Source organism: Aliirhizobium wenxiniae (assembly GCF_019511445.1).
Lineage (GTDB): Bacteria > Pseudomonadota > Alphaproteobacteria > Rhizobiales > Rhizobiaceae > Neorhizobium > Neorhizobium wenxiniae_A.
Map to the genome: position 1 here is coordinate 176,472 of NZ_JAEUAN010000006.1, position 26,767 is coordinate 203,238.

23 protein-coding genes are annotated in these 26,767 nt (G+C 59.5%); 8 read left to right on the forward strand and 15 right to left on the reverse strand.

All coding sequences use genetic code 11. The annotated features are described in order from the left end of the window. Nucleotide 1 precedes the first annotated feature (1 nt). Together JNB91_RS10070 and JNB91_RS10075 are read left to right on the forward strand one after the other, a co-directional pair. The gene (locus tag JNB91_RS10070) at nucleotides 2-1,192 is read left to right on the forward strand and encodes a divergent polysaccharide deacetylase family protein (RefSeq protein ID WP_220325372.1); all 1,191 of its coding nucleotides are present in this window, start codon (nucleotides 2-4) and stop codon (nucleotides 1,190-1,192) included. A 13-nt stretch (nucleotides 1,193-1,205) separates the two neighbouring features. Then, the gene (locus JNB91_RS10075) at nucleotides 1,206-1,748 is read left to right on the forward strand and encodes an RNA pyrophosphohydrolase (RefSeq protein WP_220325373.1); all 543 of its coding nucleotides are present in this window, start codon (nucleotides 1,206-1,208) and stop codon (nucleotides 1,746-1,748) included. A 62-nt stretch (nucleotides 1,749-1,810) separates the two neighbouring features. Here the strand turns inward: JNB91_RS10075 and bfr are convergent, their stop codons facing one another. From bfr to JNB91_RS10105, 6 genes are all read right to left on the reverse strand, one after another. Beyond that, on the reverse strand, nucleotides 1,811-2,296 hold the full coding sequence (bfr, locus tag JNB91_RS10080) for a bacterioferritin (protein ID WP_183829518.1): 486 nt from the start codon (nucleotides 2,294-2,296) through the stop codon (nucleotides 1,811-1,813). Continuing rightward, on the reverse strand, nucleotides 2,262-2,591 hold the full coding sequence (locus JNB91_RS30695) for a (2Fe-2S)-binding protein (RefSeq protein ID WP_223218124.1): 330 nt from the start codon (nucleotides 2,589-2,591) through the stop codon (nucleotides 2,262-2,264). The genes bfr and JNB91_RS30695 overlap by 35 nt, the downstream gene beginning before the upstream one ends. Nucleotides 2,592-2,748: 157 nt before the next feature. Beyond that, nucleotides 2,749-3,015: a formate dehydrogenase subunit delta gene (locus JNB91_RS10090; protein WP_220325375.1), complete on the reverse strand. Its 267-nt coding sequence runs from the start codon at nucleotides 3,013-3,015 to the stop codon at nucleotides 2,749-2,751. A gap of 76 nt (nucleotides 3,016-3,091) precedes the next feature. Then, nucleotides 3,092-5,971, reverse strand: coding sequence for a formate dehydrogenase subunit alpha (fdhF, locus tag JNB91_RS10095; protein ID WP_220325376.1), 2,880 nt, complete (start codon nucleotides 5,969-5,971; stop codon nucleotides 3,092-3,094). A gap of 4 nt (nucleotides 5,972-5,975) precedes the next feature. Then, entirely contained in the window at nucleotides 5,976-7,532 is a 1,557-nt protein-coding gene (locus tag JNB91_RS10100) for a formate dehydrogenase beta subunit (RefSeq protein WP_220325377.1), read from the reverse strand. Then, nucleotides 7,529-8,008 carry a formate dehydrogenase subunit gamma gene (locus JNB91_RS10105; RefSeq protein WP_220325378.1) on the reverse strand — a complete coding sequence of 160 codons (480 nt, stop codon included), beginning with the start codon at nucleotides 8,006-8,008 and terminating at the stop codon, nucleotides 7,529-7,531. Before JNB91_RS10105 ends, JNB91_RS10100 begins: the two co-directional genes overlap by 4 nt. 580 nt (nucleotides 8,009-8,588) lie before the next feature. On the opposite strand from JNB91_RS10105, the gene JNB91_RS10110 reads away from it, so the two are divergent. The 4 genes from JNB91_RS10110 to JNB91_RS10125 all read left to right on the forward strand — a co-directional run bounded on the left by JNB91_RS10110 (nucleotide 8,589) and on the right by JNB91_RS10125 (nucleotide 13,912). Then, a complete protein-coding gene (locus JNB91_RS10110) occupies nucleotides 8,589-10,187 on the forward strand; it encodes a peptide ABC transporter substrate-binding protein (protein ID WP_220325379.1) in 1,599 nt (532 codons plus the stop codon). Nucleotides 10,188-10,250: 63 nt separating this feature from the next. Further along, on the forward strand, nucleotides 10,251-11,174 hold the full coding sequence (gene oppB, locus JNB91_RS10115; RefSeq protein WP_220325380.1) for an oligopeptide ABC transporter permease OppB: 924 nt from the start codon (nucleotides 10,251-10,253) through the stop codon (nucleotides 11,172-11,174). Next, nucleotides 11,167-12,309: an ABC transporter permease gene (locus JNB91_RS10120; protein WP_220325381.1), complete on the forward strand. Its 1,143-nt coding sequence runs from the start codon at nucleotides 11,167-11,169 to the stop codon at nucleotides 12,307-12,309. Before oppB ends, JNB91_RS10120 begins: the two co-directional genes overlap by 8 nt. 1 nt (nucleotide 12,310) lies before the next feature. After that, nucleotides 12,311-13,912 carry an ABC transporter ATP-binding protein gene (locus tag JNB91_RS10125; protein WP_220325382.1) on the forward strand — a complete coding sequence of 534 codons (1,602 nt, stop codon included), beginning with the start codon at nucleotides 12,311-12,313 and terminating at the stop codon, nucleotides 13,910-13,912. A gap of 490 nt (nucleotides 13,913-14,402) precedes the next feature. On the opposite strand, the gene JNB91_RS10130 is transcribed toward JNB91_RS10125, so the two are convergent. From JNB91_RS10130 to JNB91_RS10145, 4 genes are all read right to left on the reverse strand, one after another. Beyond that, complete coding sequence (locus JNB91_RS10130; RefSeq protein WP_220325383.1) at nucleotides 14,403-15,026, reverse strand: nucleoside triphosphate hydrolase; 624 nt, start codon at nucleotides 15,024-15,026, stop codon at nucleotides 14,403-14,405. Then, nucleotides 15,023-15,829, reverse strand: coding sequence for an ATP-binding cassette domain-containing protein (locus JNB91_RS10135; protein WP_220325384.1), 807 nt, complete (start codon nucleotides 15,827-15,829; stop codon nucleotides 15,023-15,025). Before JNB91_RS10135 ends, JNB91_RS10130 begins: the two co-directional genes overlap by 4 nt. Beyond that, nucleotides 15,805-16,884, reverse strand: a complete 1,080-nt coding sequence (locus JNB91_RS10140; RefSeq protein WP_220325385.1) for an ABC transporter permease — start codon at nucleotides 16,882-16,884, stop codon at nucleotides 15,805-15,807. The genes JNB91_RS10135 and JNB91_RS10140 overlap by 25 nt, the downstream gene beginning before the upstream one ends. Before the next feature lie 97 nt (nucleotides 16,885-16,981). Next, nucleotides 16,982-18,007, reverse strand: a complete 1,026-nt coding sequence (locus JNB91_RS10145) for a sugar ABC transporter substrate-binding protein (RefSeq protein WP_220325386.1) — start codon at nucleotides 18,005-18,007, stop codon at nucleotides 16,982-16,984. A gap of 219 nt (nucleotides 18,008-18,226) precedes the next feature. On the opposite strand from JNB91_RS10145, the gene JNB91_RS10150 reads away from it, so the two are divergent. Together JNB91_RS10150 and JNB91_RS10155 are read left to right on the forward strand one after the other, a co-directional pair. Beyond that, nucleotides 18,227-19,459 carry an ROK family transcriptional regulator gene (locus JNB91_RS10150; protein WP_220325387.1) on the forward strand — a complete coding sequence of 411 codons (1,233 nt, stop codon included), beginning with the start codon at nucleotides 18,227-18,229 and terminating at the stop codon, nucleotides 19,457-19,459. A gap of 63 nt (nucleotides 19,460-19,522) precedes the next feature. Further along, nucleotides 19,523-20,449, forward strand: coding sequence for an alpha/beta hydrolase (locus JNB91_RS10155; RefSeq protein WP_223218125.1), 927 nt, complete (start codon nucleotides 19,523-19,525; stop codon nucleotides 20,447-20,449). On the opposite strand, the gene msrA is transcribed toward JNB91_RS10155, so the two are convergent. From msrA to JNB91_RS10180, 5 genes are all read right to left on the reverse strand, one after another. Continuing rightward, complete coding sequence (msrA, locus tag JNB91_RS10160; protein ID WP_220325388.1) at nucleotides 20,446-21,147, reverse strand: peptide-methionine (S)-S-oxide reductase MsrA; 702 nt, start codon at nucleotides 21,145-21,147, stop codon at nucleotides 20,446-20,448. The two genes, JNB91_RS10155 and msrA, sit on opposite strands and share 4 nt — an antisense overlap. 75 nt (nucleotides 21,148-21,222) lie before the next feature. Continuing rightward, entirely contained in the window at nucleotides 21,223-23,229 is a 2,007-nt protein-coding gene (locus tag JNB91_RS10165; RefSeq protein ID WP_430736264.1) for a CocE/NonD family hydrolase, read from the reverse strand. Between the two features lie 21 nt (nucleotides 23,230-23,250). Then, entirely contained in the window at nucleotides 23,251-24,888 is a 1,638-nt protein-coding gene (locus tag JNB91_RS10170; protein WP_220325390.1) for an ABC transporter ATP-binding protein, read from the reverse strand. Continuing rightward, on the reverse strand, nucleotides 24,881-25,708 hold the full coding sequence (locus JNB91_RS10175; protein ID WP_220325391.1) for an ABC transporter permease: 828 nt from the start codon (nucleotides 25,706-25,708) through the stop codon (nucleotides 24,881-24,883). The genes JNB91_RS10170 and JNB91_RS10175 overlap by 8 nt, the downstream gene beginning before the upstream one ends. After that, nucleotides 25,705-26,712 carry an ABC transporter permease gene (locus JNB91_RS10180; RefSeq protein WP_220325392.1) on the reverse strand — a complete coding sequence of 336 codons (1,008 nt, stop codon included), beginning with the start codon at nucleotides 26,710-26,712 and terminating at the stop codon, nucleotides 25,705-25,707. Before JNB91_RS10180 ends, JNB91_RS10175 begins: the two co-directional genes overlap by 4 nt. Nucleotides 26,713-26,767 lie beyond the last annotated feature (55 nt).

Sequence of the window (26,767 nt, forward strand, 5' to 3'; positions counted from 1 at the left end):
CGTGGGTACTGATCTCCATGCACCCTTGGGACAAGGGCGGCCACCGAAGACGAAACGTTCGTGGCGTAGTTACAAGGCCGTTTTCTGCGGCGGTGTGGGCGTTATCGGCGTTATCGCTCTCTCCATCTATGTCATTCGCGAAGACGACGGGCTCAGGCGGGTTGCTGCCAATGTCGAGCAGGCGTCTCCTAAGGATAAATCCGCTTCTTCAAAAGAGGCGGATGGTGGGGCTCATTCTACACAAACGGGCACATCGTCGGAGCGTACCGCGTCAGGCGCCAATATCGAGCGCATGGCTACCGGTGACGGCAACTATGTCACCAAATACACGCCGCGTGACCGGACCGGGCCGCTTGTCATTGATGCCCAGAGGATGGGCCAGGATCCGCGCGTAGCCGGCCAACCTAACCTTGATCTTGTCGAAGAAACCGAGGACGGAAAGCTGCCGATCGTCGGTGCCGACGGTCTGCGTCCGATGGATCAATATGCGAGGCCATGGTCGGGCGAGAGAGGCGCGCGCATTGCCATCGTGATCAGCGGCCTTGGCCTCAGCCAGACCGGCAGCCAGAAGGCGATCCAGCAACTGCCGGCCGGCGTCACGCTTGCATTTGCGGCGAGCGGCAACAGCCTCCAACGTTGGATGCAGGAGGCGCGGCGCAAAGGGCACGAAATCTTGCTGCAGGTCCCGTTCGAACCTTTCGATTATCCGGCGAATGACCCCGGTCCGACGACGTTGCTGACCGCGAATTCCGCCAAGGATAACCTCTCGCTCCTGCATCAGGCCATGGCGCGGGTGACCAATTATACCGGTATCGTGAACTACCAGGGCGCGCATTACCTGTCGGATGAGAAGGCTCTGCGGCCGGTGCTGCAGGATGTGGCAAAAAGAGGGCTGCTTTTCCTCGACGACGGGACGTCATCTCTTTCCAAGACGGGTTCCGTATCCGATGCCGTCAAACTACCGCATGCATTCGCCGATGTCGTGCTTGACGGGCAGGTGCAGACGCAGGCCATTCTGCGGAAACTCGACGAACTGGGGCGGATTGCTGATCGAAACGGGACGGCGATCGGCATTGCCGCAGCTTACGACGAAAGCATCGATGCTGTAAGGCAGTGGAGCGAAGAAGCGACGCAGCGCGGCATCGAGATCGTAGGGGTTTCGGCGATCGTGCGTGACAAAAGCGAACCCTGATGGAGAATGAAGCATGTCCAAAAAGGACGCGGCCAAGAAGAGCGGGACGGTGAAGGCGGAAGATCTGCCGTATCGGCCCTGTGTCGGGATCATGGTGCTCAACCGTGACGGATTGGTCTGGGCAGGCCGCAGGATCTCCGAAGGAAACAGCGAATATGATGGCTCGCCGCAGCTCTGGCAGATGCCGCAGGGGGGCATAGACAAGGGCGAGGATGCGCTTCCGGCCGCCTATCGTGAGCTTTACGAAGAAACAGGCATGAAGACGGTCACGCTACTTGCCCAATCGAAAGACTGGATCAACTACGATCTTCCGGCGCATCTCATCGGTATCGGGCTCAAGGGGAAATATCGCGGGCAGACCCAGCGCTGGTTCGCCTTCCGCTTTGAGGGCGATGAGAGCGAGATCGCCATCAATCCGCCGCCGGGCGGTCACTCGCCCGAATTCGATGCCTGGGACTGGAAGCCGATGGCTGATCTACCCGGTCTGATCGTGCCCTTCAAACGTCAGGTTTACGATCAGGTGGTTGCTGAGTTTTCGCATCTGGCCGCAGTCTGAGTTTTGGCGCTGCCGTGAACCATAAATGAAAGACCCGGCCCGAAAGCCGGGTCTTTGATCATTCACTCTGCAGCGTCGGCCGATTCCGCGTTGAGCTGGCCGTAACGTTCCTCACCGATCTTCGTCAGCAGGTCGAGCTGCGTTTCGAGGAAGTCGATATGACCTTCCTCATCCATCAGCAGTTCCTCGAACAGCTTCATGGAAACGTAGTCGCCTGCCTCATGACAGAGATCGCGGGAGGCTTTGTAGGCCGTGCGGGCGTCATATTCGCCAGCAAGATCCGCTTCCAATACTTCCTTGACATTCTGGCCGATACGCAGCGGCGCGACCGTCTGGAGATTGGGATGGCCCTCGAGGAAGATGATACGGTCGATCAGACGATCGGCATGCTGCATTTCTTCGATGGATTCGGCACGCTCCTTCTTTGCGAGCTTGGTGAAACCCCAGTCGCTCAGAAGACGATAGTGCAGCCAGTATTGATTAACGGCCCCAAGTTCGAGGAACAAAGCCTCGTTAAGCCGCTCGATGACCCTTTTGTCGCCTTTCAATGTCCGCTCTCCTGTTTTCCTCATGGAACTGCTTCAAGCGAGACAAATATATAACGACTTCGTCCTCCGTCGAGTGACGCAGGGCATGATATTCTTCGGTCGTGCGGATAATCAGATCCACCACATTGGGGAAACAGCCACAACAGCGGCCACGTTTGCTCATGGCATGATAGACTTTCGCCGGAACGATGAGCTGCCAACAGTCTTCGTCAAGAAGCTGGACGATGACGTCCCTGATTTCCTTGTCCGTGATGTAGTTGCAGCTGCAGACGAGCATTTCCGGTAGACCTGTCAAACATGACCAACGCTATCTTCTTTTGTGAAAGAAGACCCTGCATGTCAAGAAAAATCCAATTCTGCTTAATCACGGATTGCTAACACGTCGCTCTCGGCAGAGCTTCAGTTCCAACAGACGGTTTGTGCCGGCTTTGCCGCTGGGAAAAGTCTTATCGTTATTTCGGGATGTCGTTTCGCATGCCTGGCTCTGCTGGTGGATGCGGCCTGTTGATCATCACGGAAGCTTCCACCACAAGCGGCATCAGGTCATGGGCGCCTTCGTCCAGGCTTTCGAACAGATGCTTGCGCATGCGCGGTTCCCAGAACTTGTTGATATGAATGGCGACGCCCTTCGCTCTCTCGGCTTCGGGCTGAGACATGAAGAATGTAGCGATCTGATTTGCCATTCTGATCAGCTTTTCCTGCCCCTGATCATGCGACATAGGCGGCTCCTTTTGTGCTCGGAAGCGGAGGAATTTCAGAATACCGAAAATGATAAGGCGAAGGTCTTGATCGGCTCTACTCCGCGGCCTCCATTTTCCCTGCAATGCGACGTGAGCGGCGAGACAGATCATTGTAATCCTCCTGCCATTCGGTGGGACCATTTGACGGAGAAACCTGAACTGCCGTCACCTTGTATTCCGGGCAGTTGGTCGCCCAGTCGGAAAAGTCGGTGGTGATGACATTGGCCTGCGTACCCGGGTGATGGAAAGTCGTGTAGACGACGCCCGGTGACACACGGTCGGTGATAAGGGCCCTCAGCGTCGTATCGCCCGAGCGGCTTGCAAGCTTGATCCAGTCTCCATCCTTGATGCCGCGCTGTTCGGCATCATGCGGATGAATTTCCAGTCGGTCTTCCGAGTGCCAGGTGACGTTTTCGGTACGGCGCGTCTGCGCCCCGACATTGTATTGGCTGAGAATACGGCCGGTGGTGAGCAGAAGTGGAAAACGCGGGCCTGTACGCTCGTCGGTGGCGACATATTCCGTGCGGATGAACTTGCCCTTGCCACGCACGAAACCGTCGACATGCATGATCGGCGATCCTTCAGGATGAGCTTCGTTGCAAGGCCACTGAACCGAGCCCATTTTTTCGAGATAGTCGTAGGATACCAAAGCGAAGCTCGGCGTCGTCGCGGCAATCTCATCCATGATTTCGGATGGATGTGCATAGTTCCAGTTTAGCCGCATCGCCTGCGCAAGCTTCTGCGTCACTTCCCAGTCGGCATAGCCATTCTTCGGGGACATCACCTTGCGCACCCGGTTGATGCGGCGTTCGGCATTGGTGAAGGTTCCGTCCTTCTCGAGGAAGGTAGAACCCGGCAGAAAGACATGGGCGTAATTGGCCGTCTCGTTGAGGAAGAGATCATGCACGACGACGCATTCCATCGCAGCCAGACCGGCCGACACATGCTTGGTGTCCGGATCTGACTGGAGAATGTCCTCGCCCTGGATATAGATGCCCTTGAACGTGCCTTCGACGGCTGCATCCAGCATGTTGGGAATGCGTAGGCCCGGCTCGTTGTTAAGCGTCACGCCCCAGAGCTTTTCGAATGTTTCGCGCGTGGCGTCATCGGAAATGTGCCGGTAGCCGGGCAGCTCGTGCGGGAACGATCCCATGTCACAGGAGCCCTGGACATTATTCTGGCCGCGCAGCGGGTTTACCCCGACGCCTGGCCGGCCGATATTGCCGGTTACCATGGCGAGGTTGGCGATCGCCATGACGGTTGTCGAACCCTGGCTGTGTTCGGTAACGCCGAGGCCGTAATAGATCGCGCCGTTGCCGCCGGTGGCAAACAGCCGGGCTGCACCGCGCAACAGATCGGCCGGAACGCCGGTAAAGCTTTCCGTGACTTCCGGGCTATTGGCCTGCTCAGAGACGAAGCTGGCCCAGTCCTCGAATTCCGACCAGTCGCAGCGTTCGCGAATAAACGCTTCCGCAAACAGCCCTTCAGTGACGATCACATGCGCCAGCGCCGTCATGACAGCGACATTGGTGCCGGGTTTCAGGGGCAGATGATAGGCCGCTTCCACATGCGGTGTCCGCACCAGATCGATGCGGCGCGGATCGATGACGATCAGTTTTGCGCCCTGCCGCAGTCGTTTTTTCAGGCGTGAACCGAAGACCGGATGCCCATCCGTCGGGTTGGCACCAATGACGATGACCACATCGGACTGTTCTATACTGTCAAAATTCTGCGTGCCGGCCGACGTGCCGAACGCCTGACCGAGGCCATAACCTGTCGGCGAATGGCAGACGCGGGCGCAGGTATCGACATTGTTGTTGCCGAAACCGGCGCGCACCAGTTTCTGCACCAGGAATGTTTCCTCGTTGGTGCAGCGCGACGAGGTGATGCCGCCGATGGCGTCACGGCCATACTGGTACTGGATACGTCGGAACTCGGTGGCGACATGGGAAAACGCCTCTTCCCAGTTCACTTCCCGCCACGGGTCGGAAATCTTCTCTCGGATCATCGGGTTGAGGATACGGTCCTTGTGGCTGGCGTACCCATAGGCGAAGCGGCCCTTGACGCAGGAATGGCCGCGGTTGGCCTGTCCGTCCTTCCACGGCACCATGCGCACCAGTTCCTCACCACGCATCTCGGCCTTGAAGGAACAGCCGACGCCGCAATAGGCGCAGGTGGTAACGGCTGAATGTTCCGGCTGGCCGATGGCGATCACCGACTTCTCCGTCAATGTCGCGGTGGGACAGGCCTGCACGCAGGCGCCGCAGGATACGCATTCGGATTCCATGAAATGCTCGTGTGCACCGGGCGAGACGCGGCTTTCGAAACCACGCCCTTCGATCGTCAGCGCGAAAGTACCCTGCACTTCCTCGCATGCGCGCACACAGCGTGAACAGACGATGCATTTGGATGGATCATAGGTGAAATAGGGATTTGATTCGTCTTTCGGCATCCATCTGGCGTTCATCTCGCCATTGTTGCGGCTACGGACGTGGTTGTCGCCTTCATAGCCATAGCGCACGTCACGCAGACCGACTGCGCCTGCCATGTTCTGCAATTCGCAGTCGCCATTGGCGGCGCAGGTCAGGCAGTCGAGCGGGTGATCGGAAATATAAAGCTCCATCACGCCGCGGCGGATATCCTTCAGCCGATTGGTCTGAGTATGGACGACCATATTCGGCGCAACGGGCGTTGTGCAGGAGGAGGGCGTGCCATTGCGGCCCTCGACCTCCACGAGACAGAGCCGGCAGGAACCAAAGGCATCGACCATGTCGGTGGCACATAGCTTTGGAATCTGGATGCCTGCCTCCATCGATGCGCGCATGATCGATGTACCTTCCGGCACTGTCACCGAGCGACCATCGACTGTCAGGGTGACCTGGTTTTCGGAGCGGGATGCTGGTGTGCCGTAGTCTATTTCGTGGATGAGGGACATGGTTTTACTCCGCCGCTTCGATGAGGGGTGAGGGAGCGAAATCTTCCGGGAAATGCGTCATTGCGCTCATCACCGGATAGGGCGTGAAGCCGCCAAGTGCGCAGAGCGAGCCATACCTCATCGTGTTGCAGAGATCGGCAAGCAACGCCTTGTTCTTTTCCGGTTCAATGCCCCGGGCGATCCTGTCGACCGTTTCGACGCCACGGGTCGAGCCGATGCGGCATGGCGTACACTTGCCGCAGCTTTCGAGTGCGCAGAATTCCATCGCGAAACGCGCCTGTTTCAAAAGGTCGGCAGTGTCGTCGAAAACGGTAATGCCGGCATGGCCGATCAAACCGTCTTTGGCGGCAAAGGCCTCATAGTCGAATGGCGTGTCGAACAGCGCGCGTGGAAAATAGGCACCAAGTGGACCGCCGACCTGTACGGCCTTGACCGGTCGCCCGGTCACAGTGCCGCCGCCGATCTGATCGACGATCTCGCCGAGCGACAGGCCGAAGGCGGTTTCGAACAGGCCGCCATATTTGACATTGCCGGCAATCTGGATCGGGATCGTGCCACGCGAGCGGCCCATTCCGAAGTCTTTGTAGAATGAAGCGCCCCTGTCCATGATGACAGGGATGGAGGCAAGCGAGATGACATTGTTGACGACGGTCGGGCGACCGAGGAACCCCTGCAGAGCCGGCAAAGGCGGTTTGGCGCGAACAACGCCACGTTTGCCTTCGAGCGAGTTGAGCAGCGAGGTTTCCTCGCCGCAGACATAAGCACCTGCACCAGACCGCACCTCCATGTCGAAGGCATGGGCCGAACCGAGCACGGATGGCCCAAGGATGCCAGCCTCGCGGGCAATCCCGATTGCTTCACGCATCGTGGCAATCGCATGCGGATATTCGGATCGGGTATAGATGTATCCCTTGGTCGCGCCTGTCGCTATGCCTGCGATCGCCATCCCCTCGATCAGCACGAAGGGATCGCCCTCCATGATCATCCGGTCGGCGAACGTGGCGCTGTCGCCCTCATCCGCATTGCAGACGATGTATTTCTGGTCTGCCGTCGCCTCCATCACCGTCTTCCACTTGATGCCCGTGGGGAAGCCGGCGCCGCCGCGCCCTCGTAGTCCGCTATCCGTGACCTGCGCAACGATCTCCGCCGATGGCATCGCTATGGCCTTTTCCAGCCCTTTCAGCCCCTGATAATGGCGATAGTCATCGAGAGAGAGCGGATCGGTGACGCCGCAGCGGGAGAAGGTGAGGCGGGTCTGCTGACGAAGGAAGGGAATTTCCTTCGTCAGCCCAAGACAGAGCGGGTGAGCCATGCCTGACAAGAAATCTGAATCGAACAGGCTTGGCACATCCTTGGGCGTTACCGGCCCATAGGCCACTCGACCATGATCCGTGCGGACCTCCACCAGCGGTTCGAGCCAGAACATGCCGCGGGAACCATTGCGCACGATCCTGGCATCCAGGCCACGGGCGGCGATTTCGACGGCGATCGCCGTCGCAACCTTCTCGGCCCCCAGCGCCAGGGACGCGGCGTCGCGCGGAACGAAAATCGTCACCGTCATCGATTTAACCTCCCAACAATGTCTGAAAGACAGTGTTCGTCGACCCGGCCATAGACCTCGCCATCCAGCATGGCGGCGGGCGCACAGGCGCAAAGGCCAAGACAGTAGACAGGCTCCAGTGTCACTGCGTCGTCTGGTGTCGTCTGGTGGAAATCAACTCCGAGCAATCGGCGAGCTCGGTCGGCGAGATCATCACTGCCCATCGACTGGCATGCTTCGGCGCGACAGATTTTCAGAACATGTCTGCCGCCCGGGTGATCACGAAAATCGGGGTAGAAAGTGATAACGCCATGAACTTCCGCGCGGGAAAGGTTGAGCTCATCGGCGATTACTTGCTTGGCAATATCCGGGACATAACCGAACTCTGCTTGAAGCGCGTGCAGGATGGGCAGCATAGGCCCTTCGATATGCTTTCGGTCATGGACGATATCGCGAGACCGCTGGGTCATCTCTTCAGCGGTGATCCGTATTGTCATTGTCTGGCCTCCCGACAGATGTCGCAGAACCACCCTCCTCGGCCGTTCCGGGCATCGAATTCGCCCCAGGATGAGAAGATGATCTGAAGCGGTGTGAGAAAATGTCGCAATGCAAGGGTTGGCCGTCAATAAACGAGATCGGTTACGCGATAGCGAAAACCTATTGAAGCGCCCTTGCTGGGGCAGTGCTTGTGGATGAGAGTTTGGCCTTCTAATGAAATGAAGTGCAACTTATGGGTTGCATTTTGCGGACTAATGATTTCGCCGGAAATCGCTATCTCCAGCATTATTGAGCAATAAAATTACGCCAACACGCTTAAGGCGAGGGGATATTAGTCTGTGACGTTCCTCGATTGTATGGAAGATGTCGTCAGGTGTCGCGGCCGGCCGTATGCATGGCTGAAAAGTAGAGGCTGTTTTTTGTCAAGATTGCAATTTTCTCATGCAACTATGGCGTTTTCTTGAGGCTGCGCAACTATCTGTTTTGAACGGATTGCGATGAGAAATGCCTTGCAGTTCATGACTTTCTGTCATTCATTCCTGCAACTGATCCGGAATAAACTGGGAAAGGATAACGATCATGTCTTCTCGTCTACTCAAGCTTTCTGCTGCTGCGCTTTTGGGCTCGGTGCTCTTTGCATCCGCGCCCGCTTTTGCAGAAGCAGTCCTCCATCGTGGCAATGCCGGCGAGCCGCAGACGCTCGACCAGGCGCAAACTTCGATTAATATCGAAGCCTTCATCCTCAAGGATCTCTACGAAGGCCTGACGATTTACGATGCCGCCGGCAAGATTATCCCGGGCGCTGCCGAAAGCTGGACGCTGTCCGATGATGGTGTAACCTACACGTTTAAGCTGCGCGAAAATGCAAAATGGTCAGACGGCACGCCCGTTACTGCGCAGGACTTCGAGTTTTCCTTCAAGCGCGTAGAAGATCCGAAGACCGCAGCGAAATACGCCAATATTCTCTATCCGATCAAGAATGCCGAAGCGATCAACAACGGCAAGGCCGAGATCGCAACCCTCGGCGTCAAGGCCGTGGACGACAAGACGCTGGAAGTCACGCTTGAGCGCCCGACCCCCTTCTTCCTTGAATTGCTCGCCCACCAGACCGCGCTGCCGGTTTCCAAGGCAAGTGTCGAAAAGAACGGCGCCGATTTCGTCAAGCCGGGTACGATGGTTTCCAACGGCGCCTTCAAGCTCGTCAGCCACGTGCCGAACGACAGCCTTGTCGTCGAAAAGAACGAGCATCACTGGGATGCCGCCAATACGAAGCTGGACAAGGTGATCTTCTACCCGATCGACGACCAGGCAGCTTCCGTTCGCCGTTTCGAAGCCAAGGAAATGGACCTTGTCTTCAATTTCTCGGCCGACCAGATCGAGCGCCTGCGCGGCAGCTACAAGGATCAGGTCCACGTTTCACCGACACTCGCCACTTACTATTATGTCTTCGACGGCAGCCAGGCACCCTATGACGACGTCCGCGTGCGTAACGCACTGTCCATGGCTGTCGACCGCGATTTCCTTGCCAAGGAAATCTACAGCGGCTCGCAGATCCCGGCCTATTCGCTCGTTCCCCCGGGCATGGCCACCTATGGCGAACCGTCCAAGGCTAGCTTCGCGGAAATGTCGCAGCTCGATCGTGAGGACAAAGCGCTCGAACTGATGAAGGAAGCCGGTTACGGTGAAGGCGGCAAGCCGCTCGAAATCGAGATCCGCTACAACACCAATCCGAACCACGAGCGTGTTGCAACCGCCGTTGCCGACATGTGGAAGAACACGTTCAACGCCAAAGTGACGATGACCAATCTCGACGTCTCGTCGCACTACGCCTATCTGCAGGAAGGCGGCAAGTTCAATGTTGCCCGCGCCGGCTGGGTTGCCGACTATGCGGATGCCGAAAACTTCCTGGCGCTCAATCTGTCGACCAACAAGACGTTCAACTACGGTAAGTACAACAATCCCGAGTTCGACGCCCTGATGAAGAAGTCCTACGAGGAAGAAAACCCGGAAGCCCGCTCCAAGCTGCTGCACGAAGCCGAAGCGCTTCTGTCGCGTGACCAGCCGGTTGCACCGCTGCTCACCCAGGCTGATCTGTGGCTCGTTTCCAACCGGGTTTCCGGCTGGGAAGACAATGCCGCCAACGAGCACCTGAGCCGCTTCCTCAGCGTTTCCGAATAATCATCCGACCATCCGAGACGGCGCCTGCTTTACCGCGGGCGCCGTTTTGCAGGAGACACCCGCATGCTGGCTTTTGTCCTGCGCCGCCTTGCGAGCGCCGTACCGACGCTGTTTATCGTCGTCACCATTTCCTTCTTCCTGATGCGTTTTGCGCCAGGTGGCCCTTTCAACCTGGAACGTCCGCTTCCGCCTGCAACGATGGAAAACATCATGCGGACCTACCAGCTGGACCAGCCCCTGTGGCGGCAATATGTGACTTACATCACCAATGCCGTTCAGGGCGATTTCGGCCCGAGCTATATTTACAAGGATAACAGTGTCGCCGAACTGATCGGCAAGGGCCTTCCCTATTCGATGGAACTTGGCCTCTATGCGCTGCTTTTGGCGCTGATCGGCGGCGTCACGCTCGGCACGATCGCGGCACTTCGCCAGAATAGCCTGCTCGATTTCTCCATCATGTCGCTCGCGACCGTCGGCACCACCATTCCGAACTTCGTCGTCGGCCCGGTCCTGACGCTGATCTTTGCGATCGTCCTGTCGATGTTGCCTGCCGGTGGCTGGGGTGACGGCTCGCTCCGTTTTCTCCTTCTGCCGATGATCGCACTGGCGCTGCCGCAGCTTGCCGTCTTTGCCCGTCTGACGCGTGGTTCGATGATCGAGGCGCTGCATGCCGACCATATCCGCACGGCTCGGGCCTATGGCCTGCCGCCACGGATCGTCGTCATCACCCATGCCATGCGAGGCGCGCTTCTGCCGGTCGTGTCCTATCTTGCTCCCTGCGCGGCAGCGTTGATGACCGGCTCGGCGGTGGTCGAAACGATCTTCACCATTCCCGGCATCGGCCGCTATTTCGTGCTCGGGGCGCTCAACCGCGATTATACGCTGGTCATGGGCACAGTCGTGCTGATCGCCATCTTCGTCATCGTTTTCAATCTCGTGGTCGATCTCATTTACGGCCTGCTCGATCCGAGGGTTCGCCATGACTGATATCGTTACCAACCCTGCGCCCACACAGCCGGAAAACCCGGATACCAAAAGCCGCAGCCTGTTTCAGCTGGCCGCCCTTCGCTTCCGTCGCAACAAGGCTGCGATGGCCGGCTGCGTGATGATGGTGCTGATCGCGCTGTTTTCCTATATCGGCCCTTTCTTCGTGCCGCACAGCTATGACCAGGTCTATTCGTCCTATGTGTCTGTCGGCCCAAGCCTTGAGCCGCGTCCTGACGAGGCATCGCTCGAAGATGCAATGCGCGGCGTCGCTACCCGTGCTCGCGTCAATCTCGACGAGTTCAATGTCGAAGGGCAGGCTTTCACCGCGACACTGAGCGCCGAAAGCCCGATCGACCCGCGTGCAACCCGCTATTTCGACCGCGCCAACGAATTCAACAACACGCAGGTCGTGGCAACCGAAAACGACGGGCGCGTGCTGAAGGTCGAAGGCAATGTCAGCCGCGAGTATTTCTTCTTCGGCACCGATCCGAACGGTCGTGACATGCTTGCCCGCGTCATGCTCGGCGGCCAGATCTCGATTGCTGTCGGACTTCTCGCCAGCCTAGTCTCTCTCGGCATCGGCGTGCTCTATGGGGCGACATCTGGCTATCTCGGCGGTCGCGTCGACAATGTGATGATGCGGTTTGTCGAAATCCTCTATTCGCTGCCTTTCGTCTTCCTCGTTGTCGTGCTGGTCGTCTTTTTCGGCCGCTCCTTCATCCTGATCTTCCTCGTCATCGGTGCGGTGGAGTGGCTGGACATGGCCCGTATCGTGCGCGGCCAGACGCTGGCCTTGAAGCGTCGGGAATTCGTCGGTGCCGCTCAGGCTTTGGGCTTGAGCGACTGGCAGATTATTCGCCGGCATATCATCCCCAACACGATCGGCCCGGTCATCGTCTTTGTTACCGTCGTGGTGCCGAAGGTCATCCTTCTGGAAAGTTTTCTCTCCTTCCTCGGCCTTGGTGTTCAGGCGCCGCTGACGAGCTGGGGCGCGCTGATCTCGGAAGGCGCCAGCAATATCCAGTCGGCCCCGTGGCTGCTGATCTTCCCGGCCATCTTCTTCGTGGCAACGCTCTTCTCGCTGAACTTCATCGGCGATGGCCTGCGCGACGCACTCGATCCGAAGGACCGCTGATATGACCGGAACAGACGAAAACATCCTCTCCATCCGCGATCTCAAGGTCAATTTCTCGACGCCTGACGGTATGGTGAATGCGGTCAAGGGCATCGGCTTCGATATCAAGGCTGGTGAAACACTCGCCGTCGTTGGCGAAAGCGGCTCCGGCAAGAGCCAGACCATGATGGGTATCATGGGCCTGCTCGCCAAGAACGGGGCGGTGACAGGTTCGGCGAAATACCGCGGCAAGGAGCTTGTCGGCCTGCCGAAGAGTGAGCTGAACAAGGTGCGCGGCGCCAAGATCACCATGATCTTCCAGGAGCCGATGACTTCGCTTGATCCACTCTACACGATCGGCCGGCAGATCGCCGAGCCGATCCTCTATCATCGCGGCGGGACGCGCTCTGAGGCTCGCAAACGCGTGCTTGAACTCTTGGAACTGGTCGGTATCCCCGATCCGGCCCGCCGGATCGACAGCTATCCGCACGAGCTTTCCGGTGGCCAGCGCCAGCGCGTGATGATCGCCATGGCGCTTGCCAATGAACCGGACGTGCTGATCGCCGATGAACCGACAACGGCGCTCGACGTGACGATCCAGGCGCAGATTCTTAATCTCCTGCGATCGTTGCAGGAGCGGTTCGGCATGGCAATCGTGCTGATTACCCACGATCTCGGTATCGTGCGCCATTTTGCGGAACGCGTCGTCGTCATGCGCCGCGGCGAAGTGGTGGAGCAGGGGACGACCGAACAGATCTTCGAGAACCCGACCTCGTCCTATACCCGCATGCTGATCGATGCCGAGCCGCATGGCCGCAAGGCGCCGCCGGCAGACGATGCCCCGATTATCCTCGAAGGCCGGGACGTCACGGTCGATTTCCAGATCGGCAAAGGCCTGTTTTCCAAGGGGCCGAAAACCTTTCGTGCCGTCGACGGCGTGACCGTAAGGCTGCATGAGGGCCAGACGATCGGTGTCGTCGGCGAATCGGGTTCCGGCAAATCGACGCTCGGGCGCGCGCTCCTGCGGCTCCTGCCGAGCGACGGTGCATACCGCTTCGGCAAACAGGACATCTCGCGGCACGACCGTCGCCAGATGCGTTCGTTGCGCAAGGAGATGCAGCTCGTCTTCCAGGATCCTTACGGTTCGCTTTCGCCGCGCCAGACTGTCGGCGAGGTCATCACCGAAGGCCTGCTTGTGCACGAGCCGGGCTTGAGCAAAGCGGACCGCGACCGGCGCGCCATAGCGGCGCTTCAGGAGGTCGGCCTCGATCCGGCAGCGCGCAACCGTTATCCGCACGAATTCTCTGGTGGCCAGCGGCAGCGTATCGCGATTGCCCGGGCGATGATCCTCAAGCCGCGTGTCGTCATCCTCGACGAACCGACCTCGGCTCTCGACCGGTCTGTTCAGGGCCAGGTGATCGATCTGCTGCGCAAGCTTCAGGCGGATCACAATCTCTCCTACGTCTTCATCAGTCACGACCTGTCGGTGGTCAAAGCCATTTCGGACTATGTGATCGTGATGAAGAACGGCGAGATCGTCGAGCAGGGCGAGACGGATGCGATCTTCGAGGCCCCGAAGGCCGATTATACGAAGGCACTGATCGGCGCGGCTTTCAGCGTGTGATACCGTTCAATCGGGAAGCTTTTGAAAGGGCGCGCATCGTCGCGCCCTTTTCCATGTCCAGAAATAGGCGTTTCCGGTTGTCGGAGCACTTGGTTCTGCAGTCGTCGGGGATCGCGCGATCGGGATGCCGGTCCGCGCCTATCGACTCCGCAAATCCGTCGCAATTTGCTGGTCTTGTCGCGCTGGAGGCGAGACGGTGATGCGGTGGCTCCGGCTATTGCCACATTTGTGAGCATTGCCTCGTCGTGGTGTTGGTAGTCAAGCGTTCAATGCATAGCTCCGCTGCAGCAATATCGCTTCTAAAGAAACGGTCTACCTGTATGATGACCACATCAAAGCGATGCACCTCCTCCCGCAGAGCTTTGATTTTCAGGCGACCTACTCCTCCTCCCAAGGGCGCCTGATCGAGCAGCGGCACTCCTCCTCCCAGTCGCTGTTCAAATCTTTTCGAAAAGCCTGCCGCACCTCCTCCCGCGGCAGGCTTTTTCGTTTAATCCGTCAGAATGATATCGGCTCCACGGCAATGGTCTCTGACCAGGGCACCGTTCTTCAGGTCGTTGTCTTGCGTTTTTGCCCGGGCCGCCTCTTCGCTCAATCCGTAACCGCGCCAGCGATCCATAAGCCGCTCCTCGAGTGTAGCGACGGGGGGAGAGATCAGGATCGCATAGTCGAACTGTCCTTCCAATGAGGACCAGGGAGCGCGATCGAGCAGCAGGTAGTTTCCCTCGACAAGCACGAACCGCTTTGAGGCATCGATGATGCGCGCTGCGGCGATGGCAAGTTCCCGGGACCGGTCGAATACCGGCACCAGCACTTCTCCTTCCGCCACCCTGACTGCGCGGATGATATCGAGAAAGCCGCGGACGTCGAAAGTCTCGGGCGCGCCCTTGCGGGAGAGCAGGCCCTTTTCCTGTAGGACGCCATTGTCCATGTGGAAGCCGTCCATCGGCAAAACTTCGGCGCTTTCGCCGAGCGTTTTTAATGACACTGCAAGTTCGTCGGCGAGCGTGGATTTTCCGGCACCGGGCGGGCCGGCAATCGCGACGATAAAGCGTCGCTTGTCGCCCGCACGGTCGATGAGTGTGCGGGCGATATCTTCGGCGGTCATTGTCATGCTGCAAGCGGCTCCGGCACCTTTGCGCCGGTCATGAAGGCGACGGCGTCCGACATCGTATAATCCTTCGGATTGATGACGGTAAGACGTTTTCCCAGCCGGTGGATGTGGATCCGGTCGGCGATCTCGAAGACATGCGGCATGTTGTGGGAAATCAGCACGATCGGGATGCCGCGGGAGCGCACATCGAGGATCAGTTCCAGCACGCGCCGGCTTTCCTTGACGCCGAGTGCTGCCGTCGGTTCGTCAAGGATGATGACCTTGGAGCCGAATGCCGCCGCTCGCGCCACTGCCACGCCTTGGCGCTGGCCCCCTGACAGCGTCTCCACCGCCTGGTTGATGTTCTGGATGGTCATCAGGCCAAGCTCGGAGAGCTTTTCACGCGCCATCTTTTCCATGGCGCCATGGTCGAGTTTGCGCAGCACCTTGCCCATGAAGCCGGGTTTGCGGATTTCGCGCCCCAGAAACATGTTGTCGGCGATCGAAAGCGCCGGCGACAGAGCGAGGTTCTGGTAGACGGTTTCAATCCCGGCCTTGCGGGCCTCAATCGGCGAGGCGAAGTGGACGAGTTCACCGTCCATGCGGATCTCGCCCTCATCGGGTCTGATCGCACCGGAAATAGCCTTGATCAGCGAGGACTTTCCGGCGCCGTTGTCGCCGATCACGGCGAGGATTTCGCCGGGGTAGAGATCGAAATCGGCGTTGTCGATAGCAGTGACGCGGCCATAACGCTTGACGATATTGCGGCCGGTGAGGATTGGAGTTCTTGCGTCGGTCATCAGCGTGAAGCCTTTCTGATCCATTGGTCGGCCGCGACGGCGACGATGATGAGGACGCCGATCAGCAGATAGGTCCATTGCACATCGGTGCCGAGCAGGCGCAGGCCGAGCGAGAAGACACCGACGATCAGCGCGCCGAACATCATGCCGAGAATTGAGCCGCGGCCGCCGAAGAGCGAAATGCCGCCGATCACCACGGCGGTGATCGATTCGATATTGGCGAACTGGCCGGCGGTCGGCGAAACGGAGCCGATACGGCCGATCAGCGCCCAGCCGGCCAGCGCGCAGATGACGCCGGAGAGAACGTAAACTGAGATCAGCATGCGCTGGACATTGACGCCGGAAAGATCGGCGGCTTCCGGGTCATCGCCCACAGCGTAGAGATGCCTGCCCCAGGCGGTGTGATTGAGCACGTACCAGAGCACGCCGACCAGCAGGATCATGGCAATGACGCCATAGGTGAAGACCGCGCCGCCCAAACGAAAGGTCTCGCCGAAGAATTGCAGGATCGGCGCATTGGCCTCAATTTCCTGGGCGCGAATGGTCTCGTTGGCGGAATAGAGAAAGTTGCTGGCAAGCACGATCTGCCACATGCCGAGCGTGACGATGAAGGGCGGCAGTTTTACCCTGGCGATCAGTACGCCGTTGATGAAGCCGCAAAGCGCGCCGGTGGCAAAACCACAGAGGATCGCGAGTTCCGGTGGGAGGCCGTAGCGGAAGGTGAACTGGCCCATGACGACCGACGACAGAACCATGATTGCGCCGACCGAAAGATCGATACCTGCGGTCATGATGACCAGCGACTGGGCGGCACCGACGATGCCGGTAATCGCCACCTGCTGCAGGATGAGCGTCAGCGAAAAGGCGGAGAAGAACTTGCCGCCAAGCGTCAGGCCGAACACGATCAACGACACGACCAGCACGATCAACGACACTGCTGACGGGTTTGAATGCAGGAAGTGGCGGAATTTGTGAAGCGCGGACGGCGTGTCGTGATCGAATGATGCCACGTCCTTCGAACTGTCTTTCAGCACTTTTTCGTAGTCGTGATGCGGTGCGCTTGCCACTGGCTCGCTCATGAAATCCTCCCGCTTTGTCGTGTGCCCGATTTCGCTCGGGTTGCCGTGGCGAGCCGATGAAGTCTGCTTCACCGGCTCGCAAGGATTGGCTAGAGGTTTAGCCCCAGCACTTGTTCAGGCCTTCCTTGGTATCGATCGACTTGATCGACGGGACCGGCTTGTCGGTGACCAGCGTCACGCCGGTATCGAAGAAGTTCTTGCCTTCGGTCGGCTTCGGCTTTTCACCGCTATCGGCAAACTTCTTGATCGCCTCGATGCCAAGTGCCGCCATCTGCAGCGGATATTGCTGCGAGGTGGCGCCGATCGCACCTTCGGCAACGTTCTTGACGCCCGGGCAACCGCCATCGACCGAAACGATCAGTACGTCCTTCTCGCGGCCGACCGATTTCAGCGCCTCATAAGCACCGGCGGCGGCCGGTTCGTTGATCGTGTGGACGACATTGATGGTGGGGTCCTTCTGAAGAAGGTTTTCCATCGCCGTGCGGCCGCCTTCCTCATTGCCGTTGGTGATGTCGTGGCCGACGATGCGCGCATCGTCCTCGTCACCGATCTTGTTCGGGTCCTTCGGGTCGATGCCAAAACCGATCATAAAACCTTGGTCGCGCAGGATGTCGACGGAGGGCTGCGAGGGGGTGAGGTCGAGGAAAGCCACCTTGGCGTCCTTGGCGGCATCGCCCAGCGTATCTTTTGCCCACTGGCCGATCAGCTTGCCGGCGAGAAGGTTGTCGGTGGCAAAGGTCATGTCGGCGGCGTCCATCGGCTCCAGCGGCGTATCGAGCGCAATCACCAGCAGGCCGGCGTCGCGCGCCTTCTTCAGGTTCGGCACGATGCCCTTGGTGTCGGAGGCAGTGATCAGGATACCCTTGGCGCCATCGGCGATGCAAGTTTCGATTGCCGCAACCTGGCTTTCGCTGTCACCATCGATCTTGCCGGCATAGGATTTCAGCGAGACACCGAGTTCCTTGGCCTTGGCGGTCGCGCCTTCCTTCATTTTGACGAAGAAGGGGTTGGTATCTGTCTTGGTAATCAGGCAGGCCGAAACGTCCGCTGCCTGAGCGGGTGCGGAAAAGACGACGCCAAGCGCCAGCGCCCCGAATGACAGGGACAATACGGATTTTCTCATGATCTCCTCCCAGAGACGAAGTCCGCTCGCTGCGGACGGGTTCATTCGGTTACAGGCCGGATCGCGCCCCAGTGCCTCCTCCGGGTGTTCCTGCATCCTTACAATCGCCAATAATCGCGAAAGAAAATCTCATGTCAATAATTAATTCCGATTGAATTATTTATTATGCCTTGTCATGCTGTGTCCAACGTGAGAGAGCGAAGGCAAGGGAGGTGCTGGATGTCGATCACCGATGGCCCGCTTTCCGGGCCTGTTTCTTCTGTCGCTTTCTCGGGCGGTTCCAACCAGACACGGGTGCGCGCCTATAACGAGCGGCTGGTTCTGTCGCTGGTGCGACTGCATGGCGCCCTGTCAAAGGCGGACATTACCCGGCTCAGCGGTCTCTCCGCACAGACGGCCTCTGTCATCATGCGGGCGCTGGAAAAAGATGGCCTTTTGCTTCGCGGCGAGCCGGTGCGGGGGCGTGTCGGCCAGCCATCCGTGCCCATGCGCCTCAATCCCGATGCGGTCCTGTCGTTCGGGGTCAAGATCGGCCGCCGCAGCGCCGATCTGGTGCTGATGGATTTTGTCGGCAATATCCGCAGGCGGTATCACGAGACCTATGCCTATCCGCTGCCGCAGGAAATCCTGCGGATCATCACCTCGGGTATTGCCGATATCGAAGCGCAGATGACCGCCGAAGAGCAGGCGCGTATCGCCGGTATCGGTATCGCTGCGCCATTCGAACTGTGGAACTGGGCCGACGAGATCGGTGCACCAGCAGGTGCCATGGAGGTGTGGCGCGGCTTCGATCTGCAGGCGGAAGTGGCGGCGCGGGTCTCCCATTCCGTGCATCTTCAGAATGACGCGACGAGCGCCTGCGGAGCGGAATTGGTGTTCGGTGTCGGCCCGACCTATCCGGATTTCATCTATCTGTTTATCGGATCGTTCATCGGCGGCGGAATCGTCTTGAATTCGAGTATCTTTTCCGGTCGCACGGGAACCGCCGGTGCGGTCGGTCCGCTGCCTGTGCGGGGCAAGAATGGCGAAAACCGCCAGCTTCTCGATATCGCCTCGATCTTCGTGCTGGAAAACATGCTGCGTGAGCGCGGTGTCGATCCTCAGCCGCTCTGGTATTCCGCCGACGACTGGGTCGATTTCGGAGAACCGCTCGAACTCTGGATCCAGGCGACGGCGGCAGCCCTGGCGCAGGCCATCATCGCGGCTGCTTCGATCATCGATTTCGGCGCTGCCGTCATCGATGGTGGTTTTCCGGGCTGGGTGAGAAAACGTATCGTCGATGCGACAATCGAGGCAGTCGCCAGGCTCGACCTGCGTGGGGTCGTCATACCCGATATCATCGAGGGCAAGGTCGGATCTCAGGCGAGGGCGATCGGCGGGGCAAGCCTGCCGATTTTTGCTCGCTACCTGACGGATCAGTCGGTGCTGCTCAAGGATTTGAACGGCGAGTGAGAAACCTCGGCGACCTTGCAGGCGATTGCCATTCTGCCTAGCCTGTGGTCCTCGGAAAACCAGATGGATGAGGCCATGGAGACCAGCGAGAGACATTCGCCGATGCCGAGTGAACCGGGCATTCTTGAGTTTCTCGATATCTGCAACAGCTTCTATCCGCCCGACGCCGTGAATGCGCCGATTACGCAGCAACGCGTCTGGTATGATGCACTCTGCGCCCGTTTCCACCGACCAGTACCGAATGGCCTGATCTTTCAAGATGAAGTTTTGTTCGTGCCGATCCGGCGTTATCGGCCGGCACGTATCACCACCGAAACGGTGCTTCTCTATCTGCATGGTGGCGGTTTCGTAGTCGGTTCACTGGAAAGCCATCATGCAATCTGCGCCGAGATTGCGGAGTTTGCCCAAGCGGAACTCATCTCCGTCGATTATCGTCTCGCGCCAGAACATGTCTGGCCAGCGCAGACGGATGATTGTTACGGGGTGCTGAAGCAGCTTGTCGGGCAGGATAGACAGGTGGTGGTGATCGGCGACAGTGCTGGCGGTAATCTTGCGGCCGGACTGTCACTTCGGGCGCGTGACGAAAACCTCCCCGGCATTATCGGTCAGGTGCTCATCTATCCTGCGCTTGGCGGCGATCTTGTCTCGGGTTCGTATCGGGAAATGGCGAATGCGCCGGGCCTGACGACCGCCGATGTCGCCTATTACCGGGCAGTGCTGAACGCGCCAGACGATGAGCCGGTGGCGCATCCGCTTCAGTCACGCGATCTTTCCGGACTTCCGCCTGCCTATATTACCGCAGCGCATTTCGATCCGCTACGTGATGATGGTCGGCTTTACGCGCAGCGGCTGAAGCAATCGGGTGTCGCTGCCACCTTTCGCGACGAGCCGCAAATGGTGCATGCATGGCTTCGCGCCCGGCATATGAGCGAGGGCGCGCGAGACGGTTTCAGGGCACTTTGCGAAGCGATCCAGTTCCTTGCCGCCTAGGTCTTTGCCTTAGAGACCAATACAGGATTGGCCCTGAAGGCTGCCGGGAAGATGGCTTTCAGATTATCGATCTTCGGCATGTCGTTGTAGACGATGTAGGGATGGTTCGGGTTGAGTGTCAGGAAATCCTGATGGTACTTTTCTGCCGGGTAAAAGCCTTCCAGCTTCGAAATCCTGGTTACGATCGGCGCGTGAAACAGTCCGGTTTTTTCCAGTTGGGCAATATAGGCCGCGGCAACCTTCTGCTGTTCAGCACTGGCGGTGAATATTGCCGAACGATATTGCGTGCCCTGATCCGGCCCCTGATAATTCAGCTGGGTCGGGTTGTGAGCAACGGAGAAAAAGATCTGCAGAAGCGTGCCGTAGCTCACCTCATTGGGATCGAAGGTCACTTCCACGGATTCGGCATGGCCCGTCTGGCCGAGACTGACGGTGTCATAGCTGGCTGTCTTCTTCGCCCCGCCGGAATATCCCGAAACGGCATTCTTCACGCCCGTCACATGCTGGAAAACGGCCTGAACACCCCAGAAGCAGCCACCGGCAAAAACCGCGGTTTCGCTGTTTCCTTTCACGGTCTCATCAATGGCCGGGGTCGGAATGACGACCGCGGGTTCTGCAGCACGCGAGACTGATGCCGGTACGGCAAACAGGAAGGTGGCCAGTGCGGTCCCAAGGCTTCGGCGTGCAAATGTCATCATGACAACTCCTCCGGTTGTCGTGACTGTGTTCCTCGCAAAGGTTTCGGTCAATTCACATCGACGTGGCAGATGCCATTACATGAGATCGCGCGGTATCGCCTTCTCGAAGGTCTTTTCAAAAATCTGCTTTTCGCCGTTATAGGCGACAACGGAAGCGTTGATCAGCCAGTCCTTCGCCGTGCAGGCGATGCTTGCGGTCGAGACGGTGCGTACCGACCAGTTGGCGCGGCTCATGTCGCAGGTCCAGACGCAGGTTCCGCCCATAGACAGCGGATTGTCCGGGCTGATCGACCAGGTTTCCTTGCGGCGCTGGCGGGTAGCAAGGCCGGTGCCGGGATGTTCGAAAAGTCCGGTATCTTCAGTCACCTCGTAACGGGTCCTGCCGGCAGCAAGGTTTCGGGTGACGCTGCGGTGCGTTTCCGCCGGTGCATGCTCCATATATTTCGGCAGCGGATCCGGATTGTCCGGCTGCTTCATATCGAAAAGCTCGTGGTCCCCGAGACGCGGCATGGCAAGGCCGAGCGAGGCGATGTCGATGGTCAGGCCCGGATCCACCGGCGGCGGCAGCACGGTCGGCCAATAGGCGGTCGAAAGCGATAGCCGGATTCGATGTCCCTCGCCGAAACGATAGCCGCAGGCATCGAGCGCCAGCCTGATCGTCACCGGCTCTCCGGGCGTCAGCGGCTTAGGCTCCTCGTTGCCATCGCGGTGGGCAAGGTTGATGACGCCGAAGGAGACGCGTGTGCCAGTCCCGTCGGGATGCACATCGACGATGCGAGCGCAGAGATTGGCGAGTTCGGCCTCGCAGCGCAGTGTCAGCGTGATGACCGGGCGGCCCAGAAAGCTTTTGGCCTCCTTGAGTGGGGGCGTCTGGAATGTCAGCGATCCGGCGTCGTCGCCGCGCTGGTCGCCCGGCAGTTCCGCATCCGGCTTTAGCGTGAACCACTCGCCGGCGGCCGTTCCGGTATCGAGCGGCGATTTCAGGTAGACGTCATGTGCCGGCGCATGGGGGATCGGCATGCCCTCGATGAGCGCGCCGAACTGATCGACATAGAAGCATTCGGCTTCCGGCTCGCTCCAGCGGTTCTTCGCTACCCAGAGACCCGGATCGGAATCGCGGCGCATCGCAGGTTTCGGGCCGTCGAGAATGTAGGCGCGCACCTGCGGCAGGTCCTCGATGCCGTTCGTCTCACCACGCAGCCAGCGGTTCCAGAAGGCGATGGCTTCGCCGTGGAAATCGGCGCGCGGCTTCGGCCAAGCGAAATGCGGATACTTGTGCACCCAGGGGCCGACCAGCGCCTTCGCCTTCTCCCCCAACCCCTCGACTGCGAGGAACGGCGTATTGCGATAACCATCCGCCCATCCGGCGATTACCAGCGCGGGAATTTCGATAGCCGAGTAATCTTCACAGATTGAGCCGTGTTTCCAGAAGGTGTCTCGGCGCTGATGGGAAAGCCATTCCTCCAGGAAGAAGGGCTCGTTCTTCAGTCGCTCCATCCACATCTCCAGCCAGCGGTCGCCGACGATGTCCGGATCGGGCGAGCGGGACTGGTAGGCCAGCATGGTTGCCGCCCAGGATAGCTGCGCCGAGAGATGGCAGCCGTTCTTGTAATGGATGTCGTCGTTGTAGCGGTCCGTCGTCGAGGCGATCGAGATCACCGCCTTCAGCGCCGGCGGGCGCAGGGCTGCCACCTGCAGACTGTTGAAGCCGCCCCAGGAAATGCCCATCATGCCGACAGAGCCGTTGGACCACGGCTGCTCGGCTATCCAGGCGATCAGCTCGCAGGCATTGGCCAGTTCCAGTTCGGTATATTCACCGTCGATGACGCCGTCCGACTCACCCGAGCCACGGATATCGACGCGCACGCCGGCAATGCCCGCCGCCGCAAACACCGGATAGGTGGATTCGTCGCGTGGGCTCGTTCCGTCCCGCTTGCGATAGGGCAGGAACTCGAACACCGCCGGCACCGGATCGGCCTCGGCGCCATCCGGCAGCCAGATACGGGCCGCAAGCCGCGTCCCGTCCTTCAGCCGGATCCACTGGTTTTCGATGGTGGTGAAAGGACGGTCTGCCATGTGCATTCTGCTCTCAATACTCGATCTTCAGTTGCCGGCGCTTTCCATGCGCCTTGTCGCCAGCACCTTTTCCAGCCAGCCCAGTTCCATCTCGGGAACGGATTTCAGCAGGAGGTCGGTGTAGTCGTCGAAGGGTGGAGACAGAGCCTGCGATTTCGGTCCGAAACGCACCAGCTTGCCGCGATGCATGACCGCGACGGAATCGGCTATCGCTCTGACGATCGCGATGTCGTGGGTGATGAAGACATAGGAGAGCTTCTGTTCTTCCTGCAGCTTCATCAGTAGTTTCAAAATACCTTCCGCCACCAGCGGGTCGAGCGCCGAGGTCGGTTCGTCGCAGAGGATCAGCTCGGGCTTCGCCGCCAGCGCCCGGGCGATCGCCACACGCTGCTTCTGGCCGCCGGAAAGCTCCGCCGGATAGCGATCGATGAAGCCGTTGCCCATCTCGATCTGATCCAGCAGTTCCTTAACGCGCGCCGTCTTGGCCGCACCTCGCAGACCGTCATAGAAGGTCAGCGGGCGGCCGATGATGTCGCGCACAGTCTGGCGCGGGTTCATCGCCGTATCGGCCATCTGATAGATCAGCTGGATGCGTCGTAGGTCGTCCTTCGGGCGTGCTTTCAGCGAGGGTGTCAGCGGTTTGCCATCGAAGGTGATCTTGCCTTCGCTTGGTGGCAGGAGGCCAGTGATGACGCGGGCGAGCGTCGATTTTCCTGAGCCGGATTCGCCGACGATCGCCAGTGTCTGGCCCTTGCACAGATGCAGCGACACGCCATGCAGAACCTTGAACCCGTTGGAATATTCGGCGCTGACGTTATCGACCCTGAGCAGCGCTTTTGTCTGGTCGGGTGCTTCGTGGCGGATTTCCTGGCGGACGTTGACGAGCGCCCTCGTATAATCCTCCGTCGGCGCCTCGATGATTTGCTGCACCGAGCCATATTCGACGGTCTTGCCGTGCCGCAGAACCATGATGTCGTCGGAAATCTGCGCCACCACCGCAAGGTCATGGGTGATGTAGAGCGCCGCCGTATCGGTTTCCTCGATCGCGTGCTTGATCGCCGCCAGAACGTCGATCTGCGTCGTCACGTCGAGTGCGGTTGTCGGTTCGTCGAAGATGATCAGGTCGGGATGGGAGCAGAGCGCCATGGCCGTCATGGCACGCTGCAACTGCCCGCCGGAGACCTGGTGCGGGAAGCGATCACCGAAGGTTTCCGGGTTCGGCAGGCCGAGAACCTGGAACAGGTAGAGCGCCCGCTTGTGGGCCTCCGCCTTGCTCATCAGCCCGTGCCTGACGGTCGCCTCGATCACCTGGTCGCCCAGCCGATGAGCCGGATTGAAGGCCGCCGCCGCCGACTGCGCCACATAGCAGATGCGTGCGCCGCGCAGCTTGCGGATGCCGCCCTTGCCGAGCTTCAGGATATCGGTTCCGTCGAGCTTCACCTCGCCGCCGGTGATCTCGGCGCCGCCTCGGCCATAGGCGAGGGCGGAAAGGCCGATCGTCGATTTGCCGGCTCCGGATTCACCGATCAGGCCGAGAACCTTGCCCTTCTTGAGATCGAAGGAGACGCCATCGACGATGGTGATGCGCTTCGGCGCCTCGCCGGGTGGGTAGCTGGTCGCCTCGATCTTAAGATCGCGCACGGAAAGAAGATTGGTATCAGGCATCGCCACGGCCTCCCTTCAGGCTGGAGGTTCGTTTCAAGAGCCAATCGACCACAAGATTGACGCAGATGCAGAGCGCGGCGATTGCCGAACCCGGCACCAGTGCCGCCGATATGCCGAAGATGATGCCGTCCTTGTTTTCTTTCACCATGCCACCCCAATCCGCCGTCGGCGGCTGGATGCCGAGGCCGAGGAAGGAGAGTGTCGAGAGGAAGAGAATGGCAAAGGCGAAGCGGAGGCCGAATTCGGCCAAGAGCGGCGACAGCGTGTTGGGCAGGATTTCGCGAAAAATGATCCAGACCTTGCCTTCGCCGCGCAGCTTTGCCGCCTCGACGAATTCCATCACCGCGACATCCAGCGCCACGGCGCGGCCGAGGCGATAGACACGGGTGGAATCGAGCACGGCCATGACGAGGATCAGCACGAACAGGTATTGCGGCAGCACGGCCAGGACCACGAGCGCAAAGATCAGCGTCGGGATGGACATCATCAGGTCGTTGAAGCGGGAAAAGAGCGTATCGACCAGTCCGCCGGAAACGGCGGCCGTGAAGCTCAGGAGAATGCCGAGCGAAAACGAGATCACGGTTGCCGCCAGCGCCACCAGAAGCGTCGTACGGGTGCCGTAGATCAGGCGCGAGAGGATGTCGCGGCCGAGATTGTCCAAACCGAAGAAGAACTGGTCGTCGGGCACCTGCCAGACGCCACCAACCACTTCGGTTTCGCCATGCGGTGCGATCCAGGGGGCAAAGAGCGCGCAGAAGACGGCGAGCGCGATGCCGAAAAGGCCGATCCAGGCGGTGATGGGGATTTCTCTCAATCTCATCGCGGATGCCTCAGTCTGGGGTTGGCGATGATCGCGAGGATATCGGCCAGCATGTTGAGGAGGATGTAGACGGCGGCGAAGATCAAGCCGCAGGCCTGCACCACCGGCATGTCTCGAACCGTCACCGCATCGACCATATACTGGCCCATGCCGGGATAGACGAAGACGACTTCGACCACGACGACGCCGACGACGAGATAGGCGAGATTGAGCGCCACGACGTTGATGATCGGCGCCAGCGCGTTCGGCGCCGCATGTTTGACGATCGCTCGCCAGCTGGAAAGGCCCTTCAGTTCAGCGGTTTCCATATAGGCCGACGACATGACCGAGAGGATCGCGGCCCTTGTCATGCGCATCATATGGGCGAGCACGACGAGAACCAGCGTCGCCGTCGGCAGAGCGATCGTCTGGATGCGCTCGAAAAAGCCCATGCCCTGATAGACGGTGGCCGGGAAAGTGGCGATGCCGAAATTGACGGCGAAATAGAGGATCAGCAGGTAGCCGATGAAGAATTCCGGCAGCGAGATTGCCGCCAGCGAGATGACGTTGATGATCTTGTCGGGCATGCGATCGCGAAAATGCACCGACAGCATGCCGAGCCCGATTGCCAGCGGCACGGCGATGATCGCCGCAAAGCCTGCCAGAAACAGCGAATTGCCCAGCCGGTTGCCGACCTGTTCGGACACCGAGTTGCGGCTGGCCCAGGACGTGCCGAAATCGCCCTGCAGCACACCACCCAGCCAGTCGAAATAGCGGGTGGTAACGGGGCGGTCGAGGCCAAGCTCGGCCGTGATATTGGCAATCGCCTGCGGCGTTGCCGACTGGCCGAGATAGGTCGTGGCGAAATCGCCGGGCAGGGCTTCCACACCGGCAAAGATCAGCACGGATACGGCGAAGAGAAGGACGAGCGACAAAAGACAGCGCTCGATGATGAGGGCAGCTAGCGGAAAGCGGTCCCTCAGGCTGCGGGCAGGTGATCCGCCTGCCTCTGCGGAATTTGACATCTGCTATGATCCCGGTTCCGAAACGAAGTGTTCAGACCGCAGGGCGATCGCCCCG

Bases quoted from the DNA above. Each gene is read 5' to 3' on its own strand.
- JNB91_RS10075 (WP_220325373.1), top strand. From the start codon at position 1,206: ATGTCCAAAAAGGACGCGGCCAAGAAGAGCGGGACGGTGAAGGCGGAA.
- JNB91_RS10090 (WP_220325375.1), bottom strand. From the start codon at position 3,015: ATGTCGCATGATCAGGGGCAGGAAAAGCTGATCAGAATGGCAAATCAG.
- fdhF (WP_220325376.1), bottom strand. From the start codon at position 5,971: ATGTCCCTCATCCACGAAATAGACTACGGCACACCAGCATCCCGCTCC.
- JNB91_RS10100 (WP_220325377.1), bottom strand. From the start codon at position 7,532: ATGACGGTGACGATTTTCGTTCCGCGCGACGCCGCGTCCCTGGCGCTG.
- JNB91_RS10105 (WP_220325378.1), bottom strand. From the start codon at position 8,008: ATGACAATACGGATCACCGCTGAAGAGATGACCCAGCGGTCTCGCGAT.
- JNB91_RS10110 (WP_220325379.1), top strand. From the start codon at position 8,589: ATGTCTTCTCGTCTACTCAAGCTTTCTGCTGCTGCGCTTTTGGGCTCG.
- oppB (WP_220325380.1), top strand. From the start codon at position 10,251: ATGCTGGCTTTTGTCCTGCGCCGCCTTGCGAGCGCCGTACCGACGCTG.
- JNB91_RS10120 (WP_220325381.1), top strand. From the start codon at position 11,167: ATGACTGATATCGTTACCAACCCTGCGCCCACACAGCCGGAAAACCCG.
- JNB91_RS10125 (WP_220325382.1), top strand. From the start codon at position 12,311: ATGACCGGAACAGACGAAAACATCCTCTCCATCCGCGATCTCAAGGTC.
- JNB91_RS10130 (WP_220325383.1), bottom strand. From the start codon at position 15,026: ATGACAATGACCGCCGAAGATATCGCCCGCACACTCATCGACCGTGCG.
- JNB91_RS10135 (WP_220325384.1), bottom strand. From the start codon at position 15,829: ATGGATCAGAAAGGCTTCACGCTGATGACCGACGCAAGAACTCCAATC.
- JNB91_RS10140 (WP_220325385.1), bottom strand. From the start codon at position 16,884: ATGAGCGAGCCAGTGGCAAGCGCACCGCATCACGACTACGAAAAAGTG.
- JNB91_RS10145 (WP_220325386.1), bottom strand. From the start codon at position 18,007: ATGAGAAAATCCGTATTGTCCCTGTCATTCGGGGCGCTGGCGCTTGGC.
- JNB91_RS10150 (WP_220325387.1), top strand. From the start codon at position 18,227: ATGTCGATCACCGATGGCCCGCTTTCCGGGCCTGTTTCTTCTGTCGCT.
- JNB91_RS10155 (WP_223218125.1), top strand. From the start codon at position 19,523: ATGGATGAGGCCATGGAGACCAGCGAGAGACATTCGCCGATGCCGAGT.
- msrA (WP_220325388.1), bottom strand. From the start codon at position 21,147: ATGATGACATTTGCACGCCGAAGCCTTGGGACCGCACTGGCCACCTTC.
- JNB91_RS10165 (WP_430736264.1), bottom strand. From the start codon at position 23,229: ATGCACATGGCAGACCGTCCTTTCACCACCATCGAAAACCAGTGGATC.
- JNB91_RS10170 (WP_220325390.1), bottom strand. From the start codon at position 24,888: ATGCCTGATACCAATCTTCTTTCCGTGCGCGATCTTAAGATCGAGGCG.
- JNB91_RS10175 (WP_220325391.1), bottom strand. From the start codon at position 25,708: ATGAGATTGAGAGAAATCCCCATCACCGCCTGGATCGGCCTTTTCGGC.
- JNB91_RS10180 (WP_220325392.1), bottom strand. From the start codon at position 26,712: ATGTCAAATTCCGCAGAGGCAGGCGGATCACCTGCCCGCAGCCTGAGG.